The sequence below is a fragment of the Litorisediminicola beolgyonensis genome (assembly GCF_042679605.1).
GTDB classification, from domain to species: Bacteria; Pseudomonadota; Alphaproteobacteria; order Rhodobacterales; family Rhodobacteraceae; genus Litorisediminicola; species Litorisediminicola beolgyonensis.
The window spans coordinates 77152-95187 of the sequence record NZ_JBHTMU010000001.1 but is presented as its reverse complement, the minus strand read 5'-3'; the positions used below and the strand labels follow the sequence as shown (position 1 = coordinate 95187).

The 18036-nt window shown below is 67.5% G+C and carries 15 protein-coding genes; 10 read left to right on the top strand and 5 right to left on the bottom strand.

Annotated elements, in window-relative coordinates; translation table 11 throughout:
* Positions 1-61: 61 nt before the first annotated feature.
* The 3 genes from ACFQ4E_RS00425 to ACFQ4E_RS00415 all read right to left on the bottom strand — a co-directional run bounded on the left by ACFQ4E_RS00425 (position 62) and on the right by ACFQ4E_RS00415 (position 5695).
* Positions 62-2986 (bottom strand): DNA translocase FtsK, encoded by a 2925-nt coding sequence (locus tag ACFQ4E_RS00425; protein ID WP_386800940.1) that lies wholly within the window; start codon positions 2984-2986, stop codon positions 62-64.
* A gap of 33 nt (positions 2987-3019) precedes the next feature.
* The gene (locus ACFQ4E_RS00420; protein ID WP_386801157.1) at positions 3020-4198 is read right to left on the bottom strand and encodes an aminotransferase class I/II-fold pyridoxal phosphate-dependent enzyme; all 1179 of its coding nucleotides are present in this window, start codon (positions 4196-4198) and stop codon (positions 3020-3022) included.
* Positions 4199-4360: 162 nt separating this feature from the next.
* Positions 4361-5695, bottom strand: a complete 1335-nt coding sequence (locus ACFQ4E_RS00415; RefSeq protein ID WP_386800939.1) for an amidase — start codon at positions 5693-5695, stop codon at positions 4361-4363.
* Positions 5696-5785: 90 nt separating this feature from the next.
* On the opposite strand from ACFQ4E_RS00415, the gene ACFQ4E_RS00410 reads away from it, so the two are divergent.
* Complete coding sequence (locus ACFQ4E_RS00410) at positions 5786-7000, top strand: UbiH/UbiF/VisC/COQ6 family ubiquinone biosynthesis hydroxylase (RefSeq protein WP_386800938.1); 1215 nt, start codon at positions 5786-5788, stop codon at positions 6998-7000.
* Between the two features lie 35 nt (positions 7001-7035).
* On the opposite strand, the gene ACFQ4E_RS00405 is transcribed toward ACFQ4E_RS00410, so the two are convergent.
* The gene (locus tag ACFQ4E_RS00405; RefSeq protein WP_386800937.1) at positions 7036-8571 is read right to left on the bottom strand and encodes a DUF2125 domain-containing protein; all 1536 of its coding nucleotides are present in this window, start codon (positions 8569-8571) and stop codon (positions 7036-7038) included.
* 138 nt (positions 8572-8709) lie between these two features.
* Here ACFQ4E_RS00405 and ACFQ4E_RS00400 point away from each other — a divergent pair, with 138 nt between their 5' ends.
* Positions 8710-9462, top strand: a complete 753-nt coding sequence (locus ACFQ4E_RS00400; RefSeq protein ID WP_386800936.1) for an SDR family oxidoreductase — start codon at positions 8710-8712, stop codon at positions 9460-9462.
* On the top strand, positions 9459-10070 hold the full coding sequence (locus ACFQ4E_RS00395) for an enoyl-CoA hydratase/isomerase family protein (protein WP_386800935.1): 612 nt from the start codon (positions 9459-9461) through the stop codon (positions 10068-10070). Before ACFQ4E_RS00400 ends, ACFQ4E_RS00395 begins: the two co-directional genes overlap by 4 nt.
* Positions 10071-10082: 12 nt before the next feature.
* Here ACFQ4E_RS00395 and ACFQ4E_RS00390 read toward each other — a convergent pair whose 3' ends face one another.
* A complete protein-coding gene (locus tag ACFQ4E_RS00390; RefSeq protein ID WP_386800934.1) occupies positions 10083-10952 on the bottom strand; it encodes a MurR/RpiR family transcriptional regulator in 870 nt (289 codons plus the stop codon).
* A 122-nt stretch (positions 10953-11074) separates the two neighbouring features.
* Here ACFQ4E_RS00390 and ACFQ4E_RS00385 point away from each other — a divergent pair, with 122 nt between their 5' ends.
* From ACFQ4E_RS00385 to ACFQ4E_RS00355, 7 genes are all read left to right on the top strand, one after another.
* Positions 11075-11860 (top strand): N-formylglutamate amidohydrolase, encoded by a 786-nt coding sequence (locus tag ACFQ4E_RS00385; protein ID WP_386800933.1) that lies wholly within the window; start codon positions 11075-11077, stop codon positions 11858-11860.
* Positions 11853-12401 (top strand): TRAP transporter small permease subunit, encoded by a 549-nt coding sequence (locus tag ACFQ4E_RS00380; protein WP_386800932.1) that lies wholly within the window; start codon positions 11853-11855, stop codon positions 12399-12401. The genes ACFQ4E_RS00385 and ACFQ4E_RS00380 overlap by 8 nt, the downstream gene beginning before the upstream one ends.
* Positions 12391-13719, top strand: coding sequence for a TRAP transporter large permease (locus ACFQ4E_RS00375; protein ID WP_386800931.1), 1329 nt, complete (start codon positions 12391-12393; stop codon positions 13717-13719). Before ACFQ4E_RS00380 ends, ACFQ4E_RS00375 begins: the two co-directional genes overlap by 11 nt.
* 54 nt (positions 13720-13773) lie before the next feature.
* Positions 13774-14814: a TRAP transporter substrate-binding protein gene (locus ACFQ4E_RS00370; protein WP_386800930.1), complete on the top strand. Its 1041-nt coding sequence runs from the start codon at positions 13774-13776 to the stop codon at positions 14812-14814.
* Between the two features lie 69 nt (positions 14815-14883).
* A complete protein-coding gene (locus ACFQ4E_RS00365; RefSeq protein WP_386800929.1) occupies positions 14884-16248 on the top strand; it encodes a glutamine synthetase family protein in 1365 nt (454 codons plus the stop codon).
* A complete protein-coding gene (locus ACFQ4E_RS00360; RefSeq protein ID WP_386800928.1) occupies positions 16245-16619 on the top strand; it encodes a hypothetical protein in 375 nt (124 codons plus the stop codon). Before ACFQ4E_RS00365 ends, ACFQ4E_RS00360 begins: the two co-directional genes overlap by 4 nt.
* A gap of 16 nt (positions 16620-16635) precedes the next feature.
* Positions 16636-18012: an aldehyde dehydrogenase family protein gene (locus tag ACFQ4E_RS00355; RefSeq protein WP_386800927.1), complete on the top strand. Its 1377-nt coding sequence runs from the start codon at positions 16636-16638 to the stop codon at positions 18010-18012.
* Positions 18013-18036: the final 24 nt, after the last annotated feature.

The following is an 18036-nucleotide window of genomic DNA, read 5'->3' as shown; positions in this document are numbered from 1 at the left end:
CCGGAAAACGCGCGAAATCCGGTCTTTCGGATTTCGCCCCCGGCGCGGCCCGACGCGCGTATCAGGACGCCTCGGGCACCAGGATCTCGCGCTTGCCGACATGGTTCGCGGCCGAGACCACGCCCTGGTCCTCCATCTGCTCCACCAGCCGTGCAGCCTTGTTGTAGCCGATGGCCAGCTTGCGCTGGATGTAGGAGGTCGAGCATTTGCGGTCCTTGATCACGATCTGCACCGCCTGGTCGTAGAGCGCATCCTCGCCGTCGGTATTGCCGCCGGTGTTGAGCCCCAGAACCGCGTCGATCCCGTCGGCCTTGTCCTCGTCCGGCCCCTCGACGACGCCACCGACATAGTCGGGCGGGCCGAAGGCCTTGAGATGGTTGACCACCTCCTCGACCTCCTCGTCGGACACGAACGGACCATGGCAGCGGGTGATCTTGGCCCCGCCCGCCATGTAGAGCATGTCTCCCATGCCCAGAAGCTGCTCCGCCCCCATCTCGCCCAAGATCGTGCGGCTGTCGATCTTCGACGTCACCTGGAAGGAGATCCGCGTCGGGAAGTTGGCCTTGATTGTGCCGGTGATCACGTCGACCGACGGGCGCTGCGTGGCCATGATCAGGTGGATGCCCGAGGCGCGCGCCATCTGCGCCAGACGCTGGATGCAGGCCTCGATCTCCTTGCCCGCGACCATCATCAGGTCGGCCATCTCGTCGACGATCACGACGATATAGGGCATCTTCTTCGGCTCGAATTCTTCGGTCTCGAAGATCGGCTCGCCGGTCTCGTCGTCGAAGCCGGTCTGCACCGTGCGCGAGAACATCTCGCCCTTCTTCTGCGCATCCTCGACCCGGCCATTGTAGCCGTCGATGTTGCGCACACCCATCTTGGACATCTTGCGGTAGCGATCCTCCATCTCGCCCACCACCCATTTCAGCGCCACGACGGCCTTCTTTGGATCGGTCACCACCGGCGACAGGAGATGCGGGATGCCGTCATAGACGCTGAGTTCGAGCATCTTGGGATCGATCATCACCAGCCGCAGATCTGCGGGCGTCAGCTTGTAGAGAAGCGACAGGATCATCGTGTTGATCGCCACCGACTTGCCCGAGCCGGTCGTGCCCGCGATCAGGAGGTGCGGCATCTTGGCGAGGTTCGCGACCATCGGGTCGCCGCCGATATCCTTGCCGAGCGCCAGGGGCAGCTTGGCATTGCCGTCGCCATAGTCGCGGCTCGAGAGGATCTCGCGGAAGCCGACCATCTCGCGATTGTCGTTCGGAAGCTCGATACCGATCACAGAGCGTCCCGGAACCGTCGAGACACGCGCCGAGAGCGCCGACATCGAGCGCGCGATATCGTCGGCGAGACCGATCACGCGGGAGGCCTTGAGGCCGGGCGCGGGTTCCAGCTCGTACATGGTGACGACGGGGCCGGGACGGACCGAGACGATCTCGCCCTTCACGCCGTAATCGTCGAGCACGGATTCGAGCATGCGGGCGTTCTCTTCGAGCGCCTCGTCGGAGAGGTGATGGCGCTCGATCCGCTCGGGGTTCATCAGGAGCGAAAGCGGCGGCAGCTCGTAATCGACCTCGTTTTCCTCGAACTTGAGACGCGGCTGCGCCTCTTCCTGCGCCCGCTTGGACGGCGTGAGCTGCTTGCGCATGCCGGTCTGCACGACCCGCTTTTGGGGCGCGGTCGAGGGCGACGCTGAAGGCGCGGCCACCGGCGGCACGGCGGGCGTGCCGCGGCCCTCTTCCTCGGCCTCGAAGGCGGCCATCGGATCGTCGAGCTCGGGCTCGAACATCTCGACGGCGTCATCCTCGTCGTCCTCGATGTCCAGAACGGTCTCGGGCGCGGGCGGGATCGCCGAGCGGCCACGCGCGATCGCGGGCTGGACCTGAGGACCGGCGACCACCGGCTTGTCCGACGCGCGCAGCGGCGGTTCGGGCGGCAGGGCCGCCGGAGCCAGCGTCTTGACGATCAGCGGATCGGGACGGCGGCCGCGACCCTTGGTCAGAGGCGCTTCCTCGGCGATCCGGTGCTGCGGCGTCTGGCGCAGCTTCGCGCGCACCGCATCCGCGATCTTGGCCTGCACCCGGTCCTCGCCCGCTCCCGCCTCGGCGGGTGCCGCGCTGGCGGCATCGCCACGGCGCATCAGGGCAGGCATCCGGGCCAGCAATCCGCCCTTGGCCGGAGCGGCGGGCGCGTCCTCCTCGTCCTCGTCGATGACCGAGGCCTCGGCGCGGCGCACGCGGGGTTCGGCCCGAGGTGACGCGTAGACGACCTCGTCACCGCTCTCGGCACGGGCCGCCCGCATCGCCTGGGCGCTGCGCACCGCGCCCGAGGCGCCCTTGCCCAGCGCCGACATCAGCGTGGCATAGACCATGATCACGCCGACCAGCAGGAACTGCGCCGTCTGGCGCAGCTCGGCCTTGGTGAAGCCCAGCACATAGGCGCCTAGCGCAAGCACCCCGACACCCAGCGCGACCGTGGCCAGTTTCAAGGCGACACCGGCGGAAAACGGCAGGAAGGTCAGGACCGAGCCCATCATCATGTCGCCGAAGAGACCGCCCATGCCGAAGCTGTGGGTCCAGCCCGGGGCCGTCGCCTGACCGGCGGCATAGACCGACACCACCGCCACCCAGATCGGCGCGAAGACCACCCGCGTCACCGCGCGATCCGAGCCGCGATGCACCATCAGCCGCAGACCCCAGGCCACGGCGACCAGAGCGATCGCCCAGGCGCCTTTGCCGATGATCATGTAGAGCGGCGCCGCCAGCGCCGCGCCCGCGCGGCCCATCCAGTTCTGCACCGGGGCGTCCGTGGCCGAGATCCAGCTCGGATCCTCGGGCGTATAGCTCGCGATCATCGCCGCGCACATGGCGCCCAGCACGACCAGGACCAGCCCCCCGAGCTCGCGCCCGCGTCGCTCCAGCGCCGCCTGCATGTCGCTGTCGAAGAGAGGATCCCGCCCCCGTGCCTGATATGCCATGTTCCGCCTCGTTATCGGTCTTGTTTTAAGTCGTTACCCGTACAGACAGTCGCGGAGCCGTTTGAGCCCCTCTGCCATCTCGTCCTTCGGCGCCACCATGGCGACGCGAATATATCCCTTGCCGGGATTGTCCCCGTTCACGTCCCGCGACAGGTAGGCGCCCGGAAGCACCCGCACGCCGGTCTCGGTCCAGAGTTTCAGCGCCGCCGCCTCGCCATCCTCGACAGGCAGCCAGAGGAAGAACCCCGCTTCGGGCGGCGCGTAGCCCGGCACGCCACCGAGGATCCGGTCGGCGATCTCGTATTTCTCGCGGTAGAGCGCGCGGTTCGCCTCGACATGGGCCTCATCGGACCAGACGGCCTCGGCAACGCGCTGGAGCGGCAGGGGCAGCGGCGCCCCGGCATAGGCGCGGAGCTGGCGCAGCCGCGCGAGGCTCTCGGGGCCTCCGGCGACAAAGCCCGACCGGAGCCCCGGCAGGTTCGACCGCTTGGAGAGCGAGTGGAAGATCACCACCCGTTCGGGATCGGCGCCCATCTCTCGGGCGACCTCCAGCGCGCCCGGGGGCGGCGTGTCGCGGTAGATCTCGGAATAGCACTCGTCGGCGAGGATGCGGAAATCGTGCCGCTCGGCCAGGGCGATCAGCGTCTTCCAGTAGTCGCGCGAGGCGACCGCGCCCTGCGGATTGGCGGGCGAGCAGATATAGGCCAGCGCCGTCCGGTCCAGAAATTCCCCGGGCAGCGCGGTGTAATCCGGCAAGTGCCCGTTTTCCGGAGTGGCCGCGACGAAGACCGGCTCGGCGGCGACCGCCAGGGCGGCCACGGCGTAGACCTGGTAGAAGGGGTTCGGCGTCAGCACCACGGGCCGCTTTCCGCCCCGGGTCTCGGGGCAGAGGGCGACCGCGGCGTTGAACAACCCTTCGCGGGTGCCGTTCAGCGCCATGATTTGCGTCTCGGGATCGACCGTCACGCGATAGCGGCGCGCGATCCAGCCCGCGATGGCTTCGCGGAGCTCGGGCGTGCCCTCGTTCGGCGGGTATTTGGCGAACTCGTGGGCATGCGCGGCCAGGACCTCGGCCACCATTTCGGGCATGGGATGGCGGGGCTCGCCGATGGTCATGTGAATGACAGGGCCGCCCGGCGCATGCGCGTCGAGAAGCGCCCGCAGACGCGGGAACGCATAGGGCGGAAGATCCGAGAATCGCTCGGGAAACATCAGGTCGCTCAATTCTGCCTCGGGCGTGCGCGGGGCTGATCGCTCCCCACGTCATTGGCCGCAGGATACGGAACCCCGGGCCCAGCGTCCAGAAAAAGCCTTTGCCTTCGGGCGCCTGTGGCAGGAATACCGCGAGGACGCCCGCCGGTCGAGGCCGCGCCCCTACCCCGCGAGCGCCCGCTCGGCCGCGACCGCGAGGCGCAGGAGCGGCTCCTCGCCCATCGCGCGCCCCATCAGCGAGATGCCGCAGGACGGCACGCCGGTCGGCAAGGTCACGACAGACAGGCCCATGAGGTTGCCGACCCGCGTGTTGCGCAGGGTCAGGAGATTCTCGGTGACGTAGTAGTCATCCTCGGTCATCAGCCGCTCGACCTTGGGCGGCAGGTTGGGAACCGTCGGGCAGAGCACCGCGTCGAACTCCGCGACCCGCGCCGCCCAAGCGCGCCGCACGGCCTGGAGCCGCCGCCAGGCCGCGACGTAGTCGGCGCCGGTGAAGGCCTTGCCGCCCTCGAAGCGCTCGCGGATGCGGTCGAACATCACCTTTCCGCGCGCCGCGATGGTCTCGCCCCAGATGCCCCAGGCCTCGGCGGTATAGAGCACCCCCGCATCGCCCATCGGACCGGCGATCTCGGGGAACTCGAACTCGATCAGCTCGGCACCGGCGGCCTCGAGCCGCGACAGGGCGTCCTCGTAGCCCTTGGCCGGCGCGTCGCGCAGATCATCGAGCACGATGGTTTTCAGAACGCCGTAGCGGCGGCCCTTGAGGTCGCCCGCTCCGCGCAAGTCCAGAGCGCGCGTGCCCTCCAGCGCGGCCAGCATCGCGGCGCAATCGGCGACGGTCCGGCAGAGCGGTCCGACCGTGTCGAATTTCTCGGCCAAGGGCACCGCACCCGCGCAGGAGACGCGCCCCGCCGTGGTCTTCAGCCCCACAAGGTCGTTCCAGGCCGAGGGTACCCGGACCGAGCCGCCGGTGTCAGAGCCGACGGCCGCCGCCGCGAGACCAAAAGCCACCGACGCCGCCGCGCCCGAAGACGAGCCGCCCGGAACCGCGTCGGGATCGTTCACGCAGGGCGGCGTTCCCGTCACCGGGTTCAGGCCCAGCCCCGAGAAGGCCAGTTCGGACATATGCGTCTTGCCGAGGCAGACGAGCCCCATCGCGGTCGCGACCTTCAGCACCTCGGCATCGCGCTCCGGCACGCGGCCCTCGAGAAGCTTCGAGCCCGACTCGGTCGCGACGCCCGCGCTGTCGAAGAGATCCTTCCAACTGACCGGCACCCCGTCGAGCGGCGAGAGCCGCGCGCCCCGTGCCGCGCGGTCGCTGGCCGCTGCGGCCTCGGCGCGGGCGCGGTCGGGCGTCAGGCGGGCATAGATGCGGGTGCCCATCTCGTGGGCGTCGATCTTGGCAAGGAAGTCCTCGCAGAGCGCGACGGGATCGACCTCGCCCCTCTCGATGGCCTGACCGATCTCGGTTGCGGGCCGTTCCGTCCAATCCGCCATCTCGCACCCTTTCGTTCTCGTGATCCTGACGCGACGCTAGCGACGCGGCGTCCCATGGACAACGCCGCCAATCCGCTCATATTGCGCGCCATGTCCTCAGACACAGATATTGCCATCGTCGGTGGCGGCCTGAACGGCGCCACCCTCGCCCTCGCCCTTGCCCGGACCGGGCTCGATGTCACCGTGATCGACGCGCTGCCGCCCGAGACGCGCGACGATCCCGAGTTCGACGGCCGCTCCTACGCGCTGGCCCTGGCGTCGATCCGCCTTCTGCGCAATCTCGGCCTCTGGTCCGAGCTCGCCCCCAAGTCGCAGGAGATGGCGGGCATCCGCGTCACCGATGGGCGCGCGGGCGATGCGCGGGTGTTCCTGGGCCTCAGCTTCTCCTCCTCCGAGCTCGAGGAAGGCCCGATGGGCGCGATGCTCGAGGACCGATTTCTGCGGCACGCGCTGCTGTCGGCTCTGGCCGAGACCCGCGGGATCACGCATCGCGCGCCCGCCAAGGTGGTGGCGCAGGACCTGACGCCGCGCGGCCACCGGTTGACGCTTGGCGACGGCGAGACGCTGACGGCGCGGCTGGTGATCGGCGCGGATGGCCGGAATTCCGACACCGCCCAGCGTGCCGGGCTCTCGCGGACGGGTTGGCGCTACAAGCAGACCGCGCTCGTCTGCGCCATCGCGCATGAGCAGCCGCATGACGGGCTCGCGCATCAGCTCTTCCTGCCCTCGGGTCCGCTCGCGATCCTGCCGCTTCCGGGCAATCGCTCGTCGATCGTCTGGTCCGAGCGCAAGGGCTTGGCCGAAGAGATCAACGCCCTGCCCGAGACCGGGTATCTGCAGGTGCTGAAGCCGCGCTTCGGCGATTTCCTCGGGGAGATCTCGCTCGCGGGCAAGCGCTTTGCCTATCCGCTGGAGATGACGCTTGCGACCGCGCTGACCGCTCCGAGACTGGCGCTCGTGGGCGATGCCGCGCACGCGGTGCACCCGCTCGCGGGCCAGGGGCTGAACGCGGGGCTGCGCGACGTGGCCGCGCTCGCGCATGTCCTGTCCCATGCCCAGCGCCGGGGCGAGGACATCGCCTCTGAGCCGGTCTTGGAGCGTTATGCGCGCTGGCGGCGGTTCGACACTGCGAGCCTTGCCATCGCGACCGACCTCTTCAACAGGCTCTTCTCGAACGAGAGCGTCGCGCTCCGGGGTCTGCGCGATCTCGGCATGAGCCTCGTCAACCGCACGGCCCCGCTCCGGCGCAGTTTCATCCGCGAGGCCGCGGGCCTGACCGGCGACCTGCCGGACCTGATGCGCTAGGCGCAGCGGATCCGACAGAGGCCGGACACACCCGGTCAGCGGATGCGCTGACCGTTGGCCAGAACCTGGCCGTCCTCATTGACCTCGATCGTCGAGGTGAGGCTGTCCTCGCCCTCGCCCGGAACCGCGAACATCGACATCATCATCCGCGCGCCCATCGCCTCTTGTGCGCCGACGAAGCCCAGCGACACGAGCTTGTCGATCAGCGCGTTGGCCCCGGTGAGGCTCAGGCGGATCTCACCCTCGGGGCGCGGCATGCCGTCGAAGGTCTCCAGATCGCTGTTGTCGAAGGTGAACGCGCCCACGCCGTTCAGCTCGGCCCCGGCGGCCTTGAGCGTCAGCACCTCGAGGCGCATCTCGCCAAGCTCGGCGGGAACCTCGTCGCTTTCGGCCATCTCGGACATGTCCTCGGGGTTGAAGAAGCTGCCCTTGGGCTTGACCTCGCCCGCCAGATGGATCGCGAGCGTTGCAGGATCGCGCGGCAGCACCGCCTCGGGATCGAATATCGACCAGAGCATGTCGGACACGGTCAGATCGGCCAGAACCAGAGACATCTCGACCGGCTGCATCTCCTCGGAGACGGCGACGGGAATGCGGAACTTGGTCGACATCTCCGAGCCCGCGAAATTGATCGGGAACGGGAAATCCGGCGCGGTGAAGGCCACCGCGATATCCTCGCTCGCGACCTCGTAGAGAAGCGTCGTGCCGTCGAGCTGGAAGCTCAGCCGACCCGGCCCGCTGGTGGTCTCGCCCGATCCGTTGCCCTCCGGCCCGTTGACCGAGAAGGTCCCGGCGCTCGCATCCGATGCGATGGTCGCTGACACCGCGAACCCGGCCTCGATCATCGCCTGCATGTCCTCGGGATCGACATCGGCGGGCAGCGCGGTATCCGAGGTCATGCGGAAGCCCGTCGCGGTCCCGGCGAAGGCCACCTCTTCCTCGGTCTCGTCATCGGTGCCCTGAAGCTCGTAGGTCAGCCGTGCGGCGGTCAGCTCCTGCATCATCTGCCGCAGATCGCCGCCCTGCATCCGGCTGGTGCCCTCGATATCCTCGAGCGTCGCCGAGAAGGTCATGTCCTCGGCGCCCGCATCGTCCGGCGCGCCCTCGACGCTCAGAAGCGACACGCGCATGCTGTCGCCGTCATAGGTCCAGGTGACGTCGCCCGGCTCGCCGGAGATCACTGTCGAGAAGGCCGAGGTCGCCAGGTTGAGCGCGATGTTCATCGTGTCGCCCTCGTCCGGCACCGCCGTGACGTTGATGTCCTGGCTTTCGGGAATGACCATCGCCACCGTCCCGTCGCCCTGTTCGGTAAAGGTCATGACGGGTCCGGGCATCTCCATCGCGAAGCTGCCTTCGTCGATGTTCTGGCTGGCCACCAGATCGGTGACCACGACCGATCCGCTCTCTTCCGACACCTGCGCGTCCACCGAATAGCCGAAGCTCTGGAGATAGGTTTGAAGATCGCTCCAGGCCTCGTTTGCGGTCAGGGCGGCGGCCGGACCGCTGAGAGCCAGGAGCGCAGCCGGAGCGGTCAGCGCCAGAACGCGGCGCGCGGAGAGTGAAATGCCCATGCAAACAATCCTTCCATGGAAATAGGGTGTCCCGTCGCCGACAGAGTCGTGTCTTGCCGGTCCGGGGTCAAGGGGCTGGACCGACGGCGGAGGCCCCGGTAACACGAACGCGACCGCTTAACACGGAAAGGCTGCGCTATGTCCCTGTCCGGAAAGACCGTTCTGATCACCGGCGCGAGCCGCGGCATCGGCGAGGCCGCGGCCCGCGCCTTTGCCGAGGCCGGTGCCAATGTCGCGCTCACCGCCCGCGGCGCCGACGCCATCGCCACCCTCGCGGGCGAGATCGGCGAGCGCGCCATCGCCATTCCCTGCGACGTCTCCCGCTACTGGGAGGTGCAGCAGGCCGTCGCCCGCACTCAGGAAGCCTTTGGCGGGGCCATCGACGTCCTCGTGAACAATGCCGGGGTGATCGAGCCCGTCGCCTTCATGGCCGAGGCCGACCCCGAGGCCTGGGGCCAGGTGATCGACATCAACCTCAAGGGCGTCTTTCACGGCATCCGCGCGGTGCTGCCGGTCATGCTCGGCCAGGGCCACGGCACGATCCTGACCATCGGATCGGGCGCGGCGCATGGCCCGAACGAGGGCTGGTCGCATTACTGTGCCTCGAAGGCCGGAGCGTGGATGCTGACCCGGATGGCGCATCGCGAATACGGCGAGAAAGGCATCCGCGCGCTGTCGCTGTCGCCCGGAACGGTCGCGACGCAGATGCAGAAGGAGATCAAGGCCTCCGGCGTCAACCGCATCAGCCAGCTCGACTGGTCCGATCACATACCGCCCGAATGGGTTGCGCGCGCCCTGGTCTGGATGTGCGGCCCCGAGGCCGACCGCTTCAAGGGCGACGAGGTCTCGCTGCGCGACGAGGGCATCCGGTCCGAGCTGGGCCTGGCATGATCCGGGTTTCCGACGAGGACGGGCTGCGGCAGATCACCATTGACCGGCAGGACAAGGCCAATTCCCTGACCGAGGACATGCTGGCGCAGCTTTGCGAGGCGGTTGAGAGCGGCGGCGCGATGCCCGCGCTTCTCCTGACCGGCGCGGGATCGGTGTTTTCCGCCGGTGCCGACCTCGAAGCGGCGCGGGCGGGGCTTGCGCTCTCGCCGCTCTGGGAGCGGCTGTCGGGGGCCATCGCCGGGTTTCCGGGCATCTCCATCGCCGCGCTCAACGGCACCGTCGCGGGCGGCGCGATGGGGATGATCCTCGCCTGCGACCTGCGCCTTGCGGTGCCTGGCGCCAAGCTTTTCTACCCGGTGATGAAGCTGGGTTTCCTGCCCCAGCCCTCGGATCCGCCGCGCCTCTCGGCGCTGGTCGGTCCGGCGCGCGCGAAGATGATCCTGATGGCCGGTCAGAAGATCCCCGCCGACGAGGCCCGGACCTGGGGCCTGATCGACCGCATCGTCGAGCCCGCAAACCTGCTGCCGGAAGCGCGGACGCTTGCGGCCGACACCATCGCCGCCGTCCCGGCCCACGCACAGGCGATCAAGGCGATGCTGCGCCGCTGAACGCGCCGTCCGTCAGGAAAAGCTCCGGAAGACCCGGGTGGTCGAGAACATTCCCTCGAGCGCCTCGATCCGCTCGCGGCTCTCGTCCCAGCGGCGGGCCTGGACCGCGGCGATGAGCGCCTCGATCACCAGCATGACCGCCAGCGTCGAATCCCAGTTCGAGGGCGCCTCGACCCGCGCATTGACGACCTGCGCGGCAATCGACGCAATGGGCGAGCCCCATTGGTCGGTGAAGAGCACCACCTCGGCGCCGCGCTCGACCGCGAGCTGCGCGAGCTTCTGGAGGTCCTTCTCGTAGCGGCGGATATCGAAGAGGACGAGCACCGTGCCCGGCCCCATATCGAGGATGTATTGCGGCCAGACCGAGGGCGACGCGCTCAGCTCGACCACGCCGGGGCGGATGATCTGCAGGTGGTTCTGGAAATAGGTGGCGTTCGCCCGGGTAATCCGGCCGCCCGCGATGAAGACCGGCCGCGTGTCGTCGCCCAGCATCTCGGCGATGGCGTCGAACCGGTCGAGATCGAGCCGCTCCAGCGTTCCCGCGATATTCGCCGCGACGGCATCCGCGAAACGGTGCAGCACATGCCCCGCCTCCGCGCCCGAGCGCGCATCGCGTTTCAGCGACGGCTTCTTGATCTGATCCGCCATCTCGGCGCGGAGCGCGGCCTGCAGTTCGGGAAAGCCGTCGAAGCCCAGTTTGCGCGCCAGCCGCAGCACGGTCGGACCCGAGACCGCGGCCTGTTCGGCCAGCCGCGTCACGCTCTCGAGCCCGGCCATCGGGTAGTCACGCAAGAGCGCGTCGGCCACCTGTCGCTCGGCACCGGTCAGCCGGTCGGTCGCCGCGTGCAGAAGGTCTTTCACCAGCGCCGGGCCCGAGGTCATCGCCGCTCTCCTCTCGCGTCTGCGATCAGCCTTTGTTCACTTCATTACAGACTACGCGAGTTTGTTCTTCTGTCTACAGAAACATGTTGACAGCGCGGCGACCGCTGTCGTCTGCTCGCCCCATGAACGCAGAACCGGAACAGATTCTTTCTCCCGCAGACGGCCCGGCCTTCGAGCTTGAAGACGGCGCTCCGGACGCGCCTCTGGTCCTGATCTGCGAACATGCGAGCGCGCGGATCCCGGCGGCTCTCGGCGATCTCGGCCTGCTGCCGGAAGACCGCCTGAGCCACGCCGCCTGGGATCCCGGAGCGCGGAAGGTCGCGGCAGCCCTGGCCGAAGCCTTCCGCGCCCCGCTCCTCGCCGCGCGGTTCTCGCGGCTGGTCTACGATCTCAACCGCCCGCCCGAAGCGGCGAGCGCCATCCCCGCGAAATCCGAGCGGGTCGCCATTCCCGGCAATGCCGATCTGGCCGACGCCGCCCGCACCGCGCGGATAGACGCGCTCTACCACCCGTTCCACACCGAAGCCGAGCGCGTTCTCGCCGCGCGCGGGGACACGCCGCTCATCACCATCCACAGCTTCACGCCCGTCTTCGACGGCGCGCGCCGCGCGACCGAGTTGGGCTTTCTGCACGACGCGGATGACAGGCTCGCCCAGGCGCTTCTGACCGCTTCCAAGGTCGAAGGCGGGTTCCTCTCGGAACTGAACGCGCCTTATTCCGCGGCCGATGGCGTGACGCACACGCTCGAACGGCACGGAACGCGCGCGGGACGGAGCAACGCGATGATCGAGATCCGCAACGACCTGATCGCCGACGAGGCCGGGGTCCGGCGCGTGGCCGAGCATCTCGCCCGCGCGCTCGCGACCGTGCTCGCGGTCACGCCTGAGCGGACGCGCCACGATGCTTGACACCGCGATGCGCAAATACGTCCGCTGGGTGGACGCGTTCAACTACGGGCTCGGCCGGGTGATCATGTTCGGGATTTTCGTGCTGATGGGCATCCTGCTGATCTCGTCGATCAACAAGACCTTCTTCACGCCGACGCTCTGGACGCTGGAAATGGCGCAGTTCGTCATGGTCGGCTACTACATCCTTGGTGGGCCGTTCGCGATGCAGATGGGCGCCAATGTCCGCATGGACCTCCTCTATGGCGAGCTTACGCCGCGCAAGAAGGCCTGGACAGACAGCTTCACCGTCCTCTTCCTGATCGCCTATCTGGGCGTCCTCCTCTGGGGCGGGATCGACAGCACGATCTACAGCTTCCAGTATGGCGGCGAGCGGAGCCCGTCCGCCTGGAGACCCTATCTCTGGCCGATCAAGACGATCATGTGCGCGGGTATCTTCCTGATGTTGCTGCAGGCGATCTCGGAGCTCTTCAAGGACATCCTCTTCATCCGCACCGGCACGCCCGTGCGCCATCAGAACGAGGAGCAAGGCGATGCCCTATGAGCTGATCGCCCTTCTCATGTTCTCGACGATGATGGTGATGCTCTTCACCGGTCAGCGCGTCTTCGGCGCGATCGGCTTCGTCGCGGTGATGGCGGCGATCCTGCTCTGGGGCGACCGCGGCGGCTACGACATCGGGTTTTCCGCCGCGATCAAGGTTATGCGGTGGTATCCGCTCCTGACCCTGCCGATGTTCATCTTCATGGGCTACGTGCTGTCGGAATCGAAGATCGCCGACGATCTCTACCGCATGTTCCATGTCTGGATGGGCGGGCTTTCGGGCGGTCTCGCCATCGGGACCATCGGGCTGATGGTGCTGATCTCGGCGATGAATGGCCTCTCGGTCGCGGGCATGGCCATCGGCGCGACCATCGCGCTGCCGGAGCTTCTGAAACGCAATTACGACAAGCTCATGGTCACCGGGGTAATCCAGGCAGGAAGCTCGCTCGGGATCCTCGTGCCGCCCTCGGTCGTGCTGGTCCTTTACGCGATGATCGCGCGCCAGCCGGTGGGCCAGCTCTGGCTGGCGGGCGCCCTCCCGGGCCTGATGATGGCGGCGCTTTTCGTCCTCTACATCGTGATCCGCTGCAAGATCACGCCCTCGCTCGGACCCACCCTCTCGGAAGAGGAACGGGCCGAGATCACCTGGGCCGAGAAGCTCCGCCTCCTGCGCGCGGGCCTTCTGCCGGTGGTGATCTTCGCGGTGATGATGGTGCCCTTCGTGAACGGCTGGACGAGCCTCGTCGAAAGCTCGGCCATCGGCGCCATCGCGGCCTTCGTCGCCGCGGTGCTGAAGCGCCGGATGACCTGGACGGTGTTCGAGACGAGCGTCCGCCAGACCCTCGCCATCACCTGCATGTTCATGTGGATCATCCTGGCCGCGCTGGCCTTCGGGGCGGTGTTCGACGGACTGGGCGCGGTCAAGGCGATCGAGGATCTCTTCACCGAGAAATGGGGCCTGAACCCCTGGATCATTCTGATCCTGATGCAGCTGTCATTCCTGTTGATGGGCACCTTTCTCGACGATACGGCCATGCTGGTGATCGTCGCGCCGCTCTACGTCCCGCTCGTCGGTGCGCTCGGCTTCGATCTGGTGTGGTACGGTGTGCTCTACACCATCACCTGCCAGATCGCCTACATGACGCCGCCCTTCGGCTATAACCTATTTCTGATGCGGGCGATGGCCCCGCCCGAGATCACCATCCGCGACATCTACCGTTCGATCATCCCCTTCGTCGGAGTGATGATCCTGGCGCTGGCGCTGGTGATGATCTTTCCCCAGATCGCGCTCTGGCTGCCCAGCCAGGTCTACGGAAACTGATCCCGAAGAGCCGGGCAAACCGGCCTCAAATAACCCGACAAGGAGATTGATGAAATGACCCTGACCCGACGCAAGATGCTCAAAGGCGCGGCCCTCGCGGGCCCCGCGGCCCTCGCCGCCCCCTCCATCGCCCATGCGCAGGAGCCGATCCGCTGGCGCTTCCAGACCTATGCCGGCGCCGCGCTCGGCGAGCAGGTGACCAAGCCGATCATCGACTACATCAACGCCAACGCCAATGGCGAGCTCGAGGTCGAGCTGTTCTATGCCGACCAGATCGTGCCCACGGGCGAGCTCTTCCAGGCGCTGCAGCGCGGCACCATCGACGGCGTGCATTCGGACGACGACAGCATGGCCTCGCCCACGCCGCTGCGCGTCTTCGGCGGCTACTTCCCCTTCGCGACCAAGCACATCCTCGACGTGCCCGTGCTCTTCAACCAGTACGGTCTCGCCGATATCTGGCGCGACGAATACGCCAAGGTTGGCGTGCAGTGGCTCTCGGCCGCCGGTCAGGATCCGTGCAACTTCAACACCAAGAAGGAAATCACCTCGGTCTCCGATCTCGACGGGCTGAAGCTCTACACCTTCCCCACCGCGGGCCGGTTCCTCGCGCAGTTCGGCGTGGTGCCGGTGAACATCCCCTACGAAGACGCCGAGGTCGCAGTTCAGACCGGCGAGCTTGACGGCATGGCGTGGTCGGGCATCACCGAGGATTACACCGTCGGCTGGGCGGATGTGACCGACTACTTCCTGACCAACAACATCTCCGGCGCCTGGATCGGCTCGTTCTTCGTCAACCAGGAGCGCTGGGCCGAGCTGCCCGAGCACCTGAAATCGGTCGTCATGGCCGGGATCGAGGCCGGCCACACCTATCGCAACCAGTGGTACTGGGGCGGCGAGGCCCGCCTGCGCGCGACCGGCGACAAGCTCGAGCTGCGCTCGGTTCCCGCCGATGAGTGGATGCAGGTCGAAGAAGCGGCCAAGACCTTCTGGGACGAGATCGCCCAGGAAGGCGAAGTGCACCAGAAGATCGTGTCGATCTTCCGCGAGTACAACTCGGTCATCAACCAGGCCGGCGCGCCCTATACCAACGGCTGATCGCCCGCGACGACTTGACGGGCGGCCCCGCGACAGGGGCCGCCCTCCCCGCTTCAAAGGAGACCCCGCATGACCGCTCCCTTCTCGTTCGATACGCTTCAGGAGATGGCCGCCACCGGCGAGATCGACACCGTGCTCGTCGCTCTGGTCGACATGCAGGGCCGCCTCATGGGCAAGCGGTTCCATGTCTCGAACTTCCTCGACCATTCGGTCGAAGAGACCCATTGCTGCAATTACCTGCTCGCCACCGATCTCGTGATGTCGACGCCGGACGGCTACGCCTCGACAAGCTGGCGCACCGGTTACGGCGATTACGTGCTGCGACCCGACCTCTCGACGCTGCGCCTGGTGCCCTGGCTGGAAAAGACCGTGCTGGTCCTGGGCGACGTGCTCGACCACCACAGCCACGAGCCGGTCCCCCACTCGCCGCGGGAGATGCTCAAGCGCCAGATCGCCCGGCTCAAGGACATGGGGCTCGAGGCGATGATGGCGACCGAGCTCGAGTTCTTTCTGTTCGAGGGCGATTACCGCACGCTCCAGAAAGACGGCTATCGCAACCTCGTGCCGCTCAATGGCCATAACGAGGATTACAATCTCTTCCAGACCACCAAGGAAGAGCCGATCCTCCGCCCCCTGCGGAACGCACTCGTTGAGGCGGGCATCCCGGTGGAAAACACCAAGGGCGAGGCCGAGCTGGGGCAGCAGGAGCTGAATATCCGCTACGCCGACGCACTGGCATGCGCCGATCATCACACCATCGCCAAGCACGCCACCAAGGAAATCGCCTGGGCCAAGGGTTGCTCGGCCTCGTTCCTGCCGAAATGGGCAAACGACAAGGTCGGCTCGTCGAGCCATGTGCACATGTCGCTCTGGCAGGACGGCAGCCCCGCCTTCTACGACGAGGGCAGCGAGCTCGGCATGTCCGAGCTGATGCAGAACTTCATGGCGGGTCTCATCCGCTACGCGCCCGACATCACCTATTTCCTCGCGCCCTACGTGAACTCCTACAAGCGCTTCGCCAAGGGCACCTTCGCGCCGACCAAGACGGTCTGGTCCGTCGACAACCGCACCGCGGGCTTCCGCCTTTGCGGCGACGGGACCAAGGGCATCCGCGTCGAGTGCCGGATCGGCGGCTCGGACCTGAACCCCTATCTCGCGCAGGCAGCCCTTCTGGCCGCCGGGATCAAGGGGATCGAGGACGGTCTCGATCTCGATCCGCCGACCAAGGGCGATGTCTACGAGGACGACACCGTCACCGAGATCCCCCGCACGCTCCGCGCAGCCACCCAGACGCTGCATGACAGCGCCATGCTGCGCGCGGCGATGGGCGATGCGGTGATCGACCACTACACCCGCGCCGCCGAGTGGGAGCAGGAAGAATTCGACCGCGTCGTCACCGACTGGGAAATCGCGCGCGGTTTCGAGCGGGCATGAGCGTCCTGAACGTCACCCCGATGATCGCGGTCGCGGATATCGACGCCACCTCCGGTGTCCTGTGCGACTGCCTCGGCTCCGAACAGAGCTTCCGGGTGGAGGGCTACGCCTACATGCGCCACGCCGCGGGCGGCATCCGCGTGATCGAGGCTCCCGAGGAGGCCGATATGGACGACCCGGCGCGGCAGGTGATCGTCTCTATCGATACCGACGACGTCGACGCGTATGTCGTCCGCCCTCGCGCCGCCCTCGAGGACCTGCCCGAGGGACGGATGTGCCCGCCTTTCGACCAGCCTTACCAACAGCGCGAATTCCTCGCCATCCACGGGCCCGTCCTGTTCATGGCGGACCAGGACGTCCGGCCGCGCTGAACGCCAAGAGAGCCCCATGACCAACACACTGAAATGCATCTCTCCCATCGACGGATCGGTCTATCTCGAACGCCCCGTCCTGTCGCTCGACGAGGCCCGCGCCGCCTGTGACCGGGCCTCGGCCGCGCAAGAGGACTGGGCCGCGCGCTCCATCGCCGAACGCGCCGATCTGGTGCGCGCCGCCGTCGCCGAGGTCGGCAAGCATACCGACCGCATGGCCGAGGAGCTCGCCCATCAGATGGGACGCCCGGTCCGCTACGGCGGCGAGTTCGGCGGCTTTAACGAGCGTGCCAGCTACATGGCCGAGATCGCCGAGGAGGCGCTCGCGCCGATCGTCATCGAGGACAGCGCCACCGCCACCCGCCAGATCAAGCGCGTGCCGCGCGGCGTGGTCCTTGTGGTCGCCCCCTGGAACTACCCCTACATGACCGCGATCAACACGGTCGCGCCCGCGCTCATCGCCGGAAACACCGTGGTCCTGAAGCACGCCACCCAGACATTGCGCGTCGGCGAACGGCTGGCCGAGGCCTTCCATGCCGCGGGTGTGCCCAAGGACGTCTTCCAGAACGTCTTCCTCGACCACGACACCACCAGCGCGCTGATCTCCGAGCGTCGCTTCGGCTTCGTGAACTTCACCGGCTCGGTCGGGGGCGGGCGCGCGATGGAGCACGCCGCCGCGGGCACCTTCACCCCGGTGGCGACCGAGCTTGGCGGCAAGGATCCGGGCTATGTCCGCGCCGATGCCGATCTCGATGCCGCGGTGAACGGGCTGATGGACGGCGCGATGTTCAACGCGGGCCAGTGCTGCTGCGGGATCGAGCGCATCTATGTCCATGAAAGCCTCTACGACGCCTATGTCGAAAAGGCCGTGGCCTGGGTGAAGGCGCTGAAGCTCGGCAACCCTCTCGACACCGAGACCACGATCGGCCCGATGGCCAATGTCCGCTTCGCCGCGGAGGTTCGCGCCCAGATCGACGAGGCCATCGCCGACGGCGCCACCGCGCTGATCGAGCCCTTCCCGCAGGATGACGGCGGCGCCTATCTGACGCCGCAGATCCTCACCGGCGTCACCCATGACATGCGCGTCATGCGCGACGAAAGCTTCGGCCCCGTGGTCGGCATCATGCCGGTCAAGGACGACGACGAAGCGGTGGCGCTGATGAACAATTGCCAGTTCGGCCTGACCGCCGCGATCTTCACCGCCGATGCCGAGGCCGCCGAGCGGATCGGCGACCGGCTGGAGACCGGCACGGTCTTCATGAACCGCTGCGACTACCTCGACCCGGCGCTCTGCTGGACCGGTTGCAAGGACACCGGCCAGGGCGCGGGCCTCTCGGTTCTGGGCTACCACGCCCTGACCCGTCCGAAATCCTACCACCTCAAGAAAGCCTGACGGGCTTCGGGCCCCGGCTCCCAA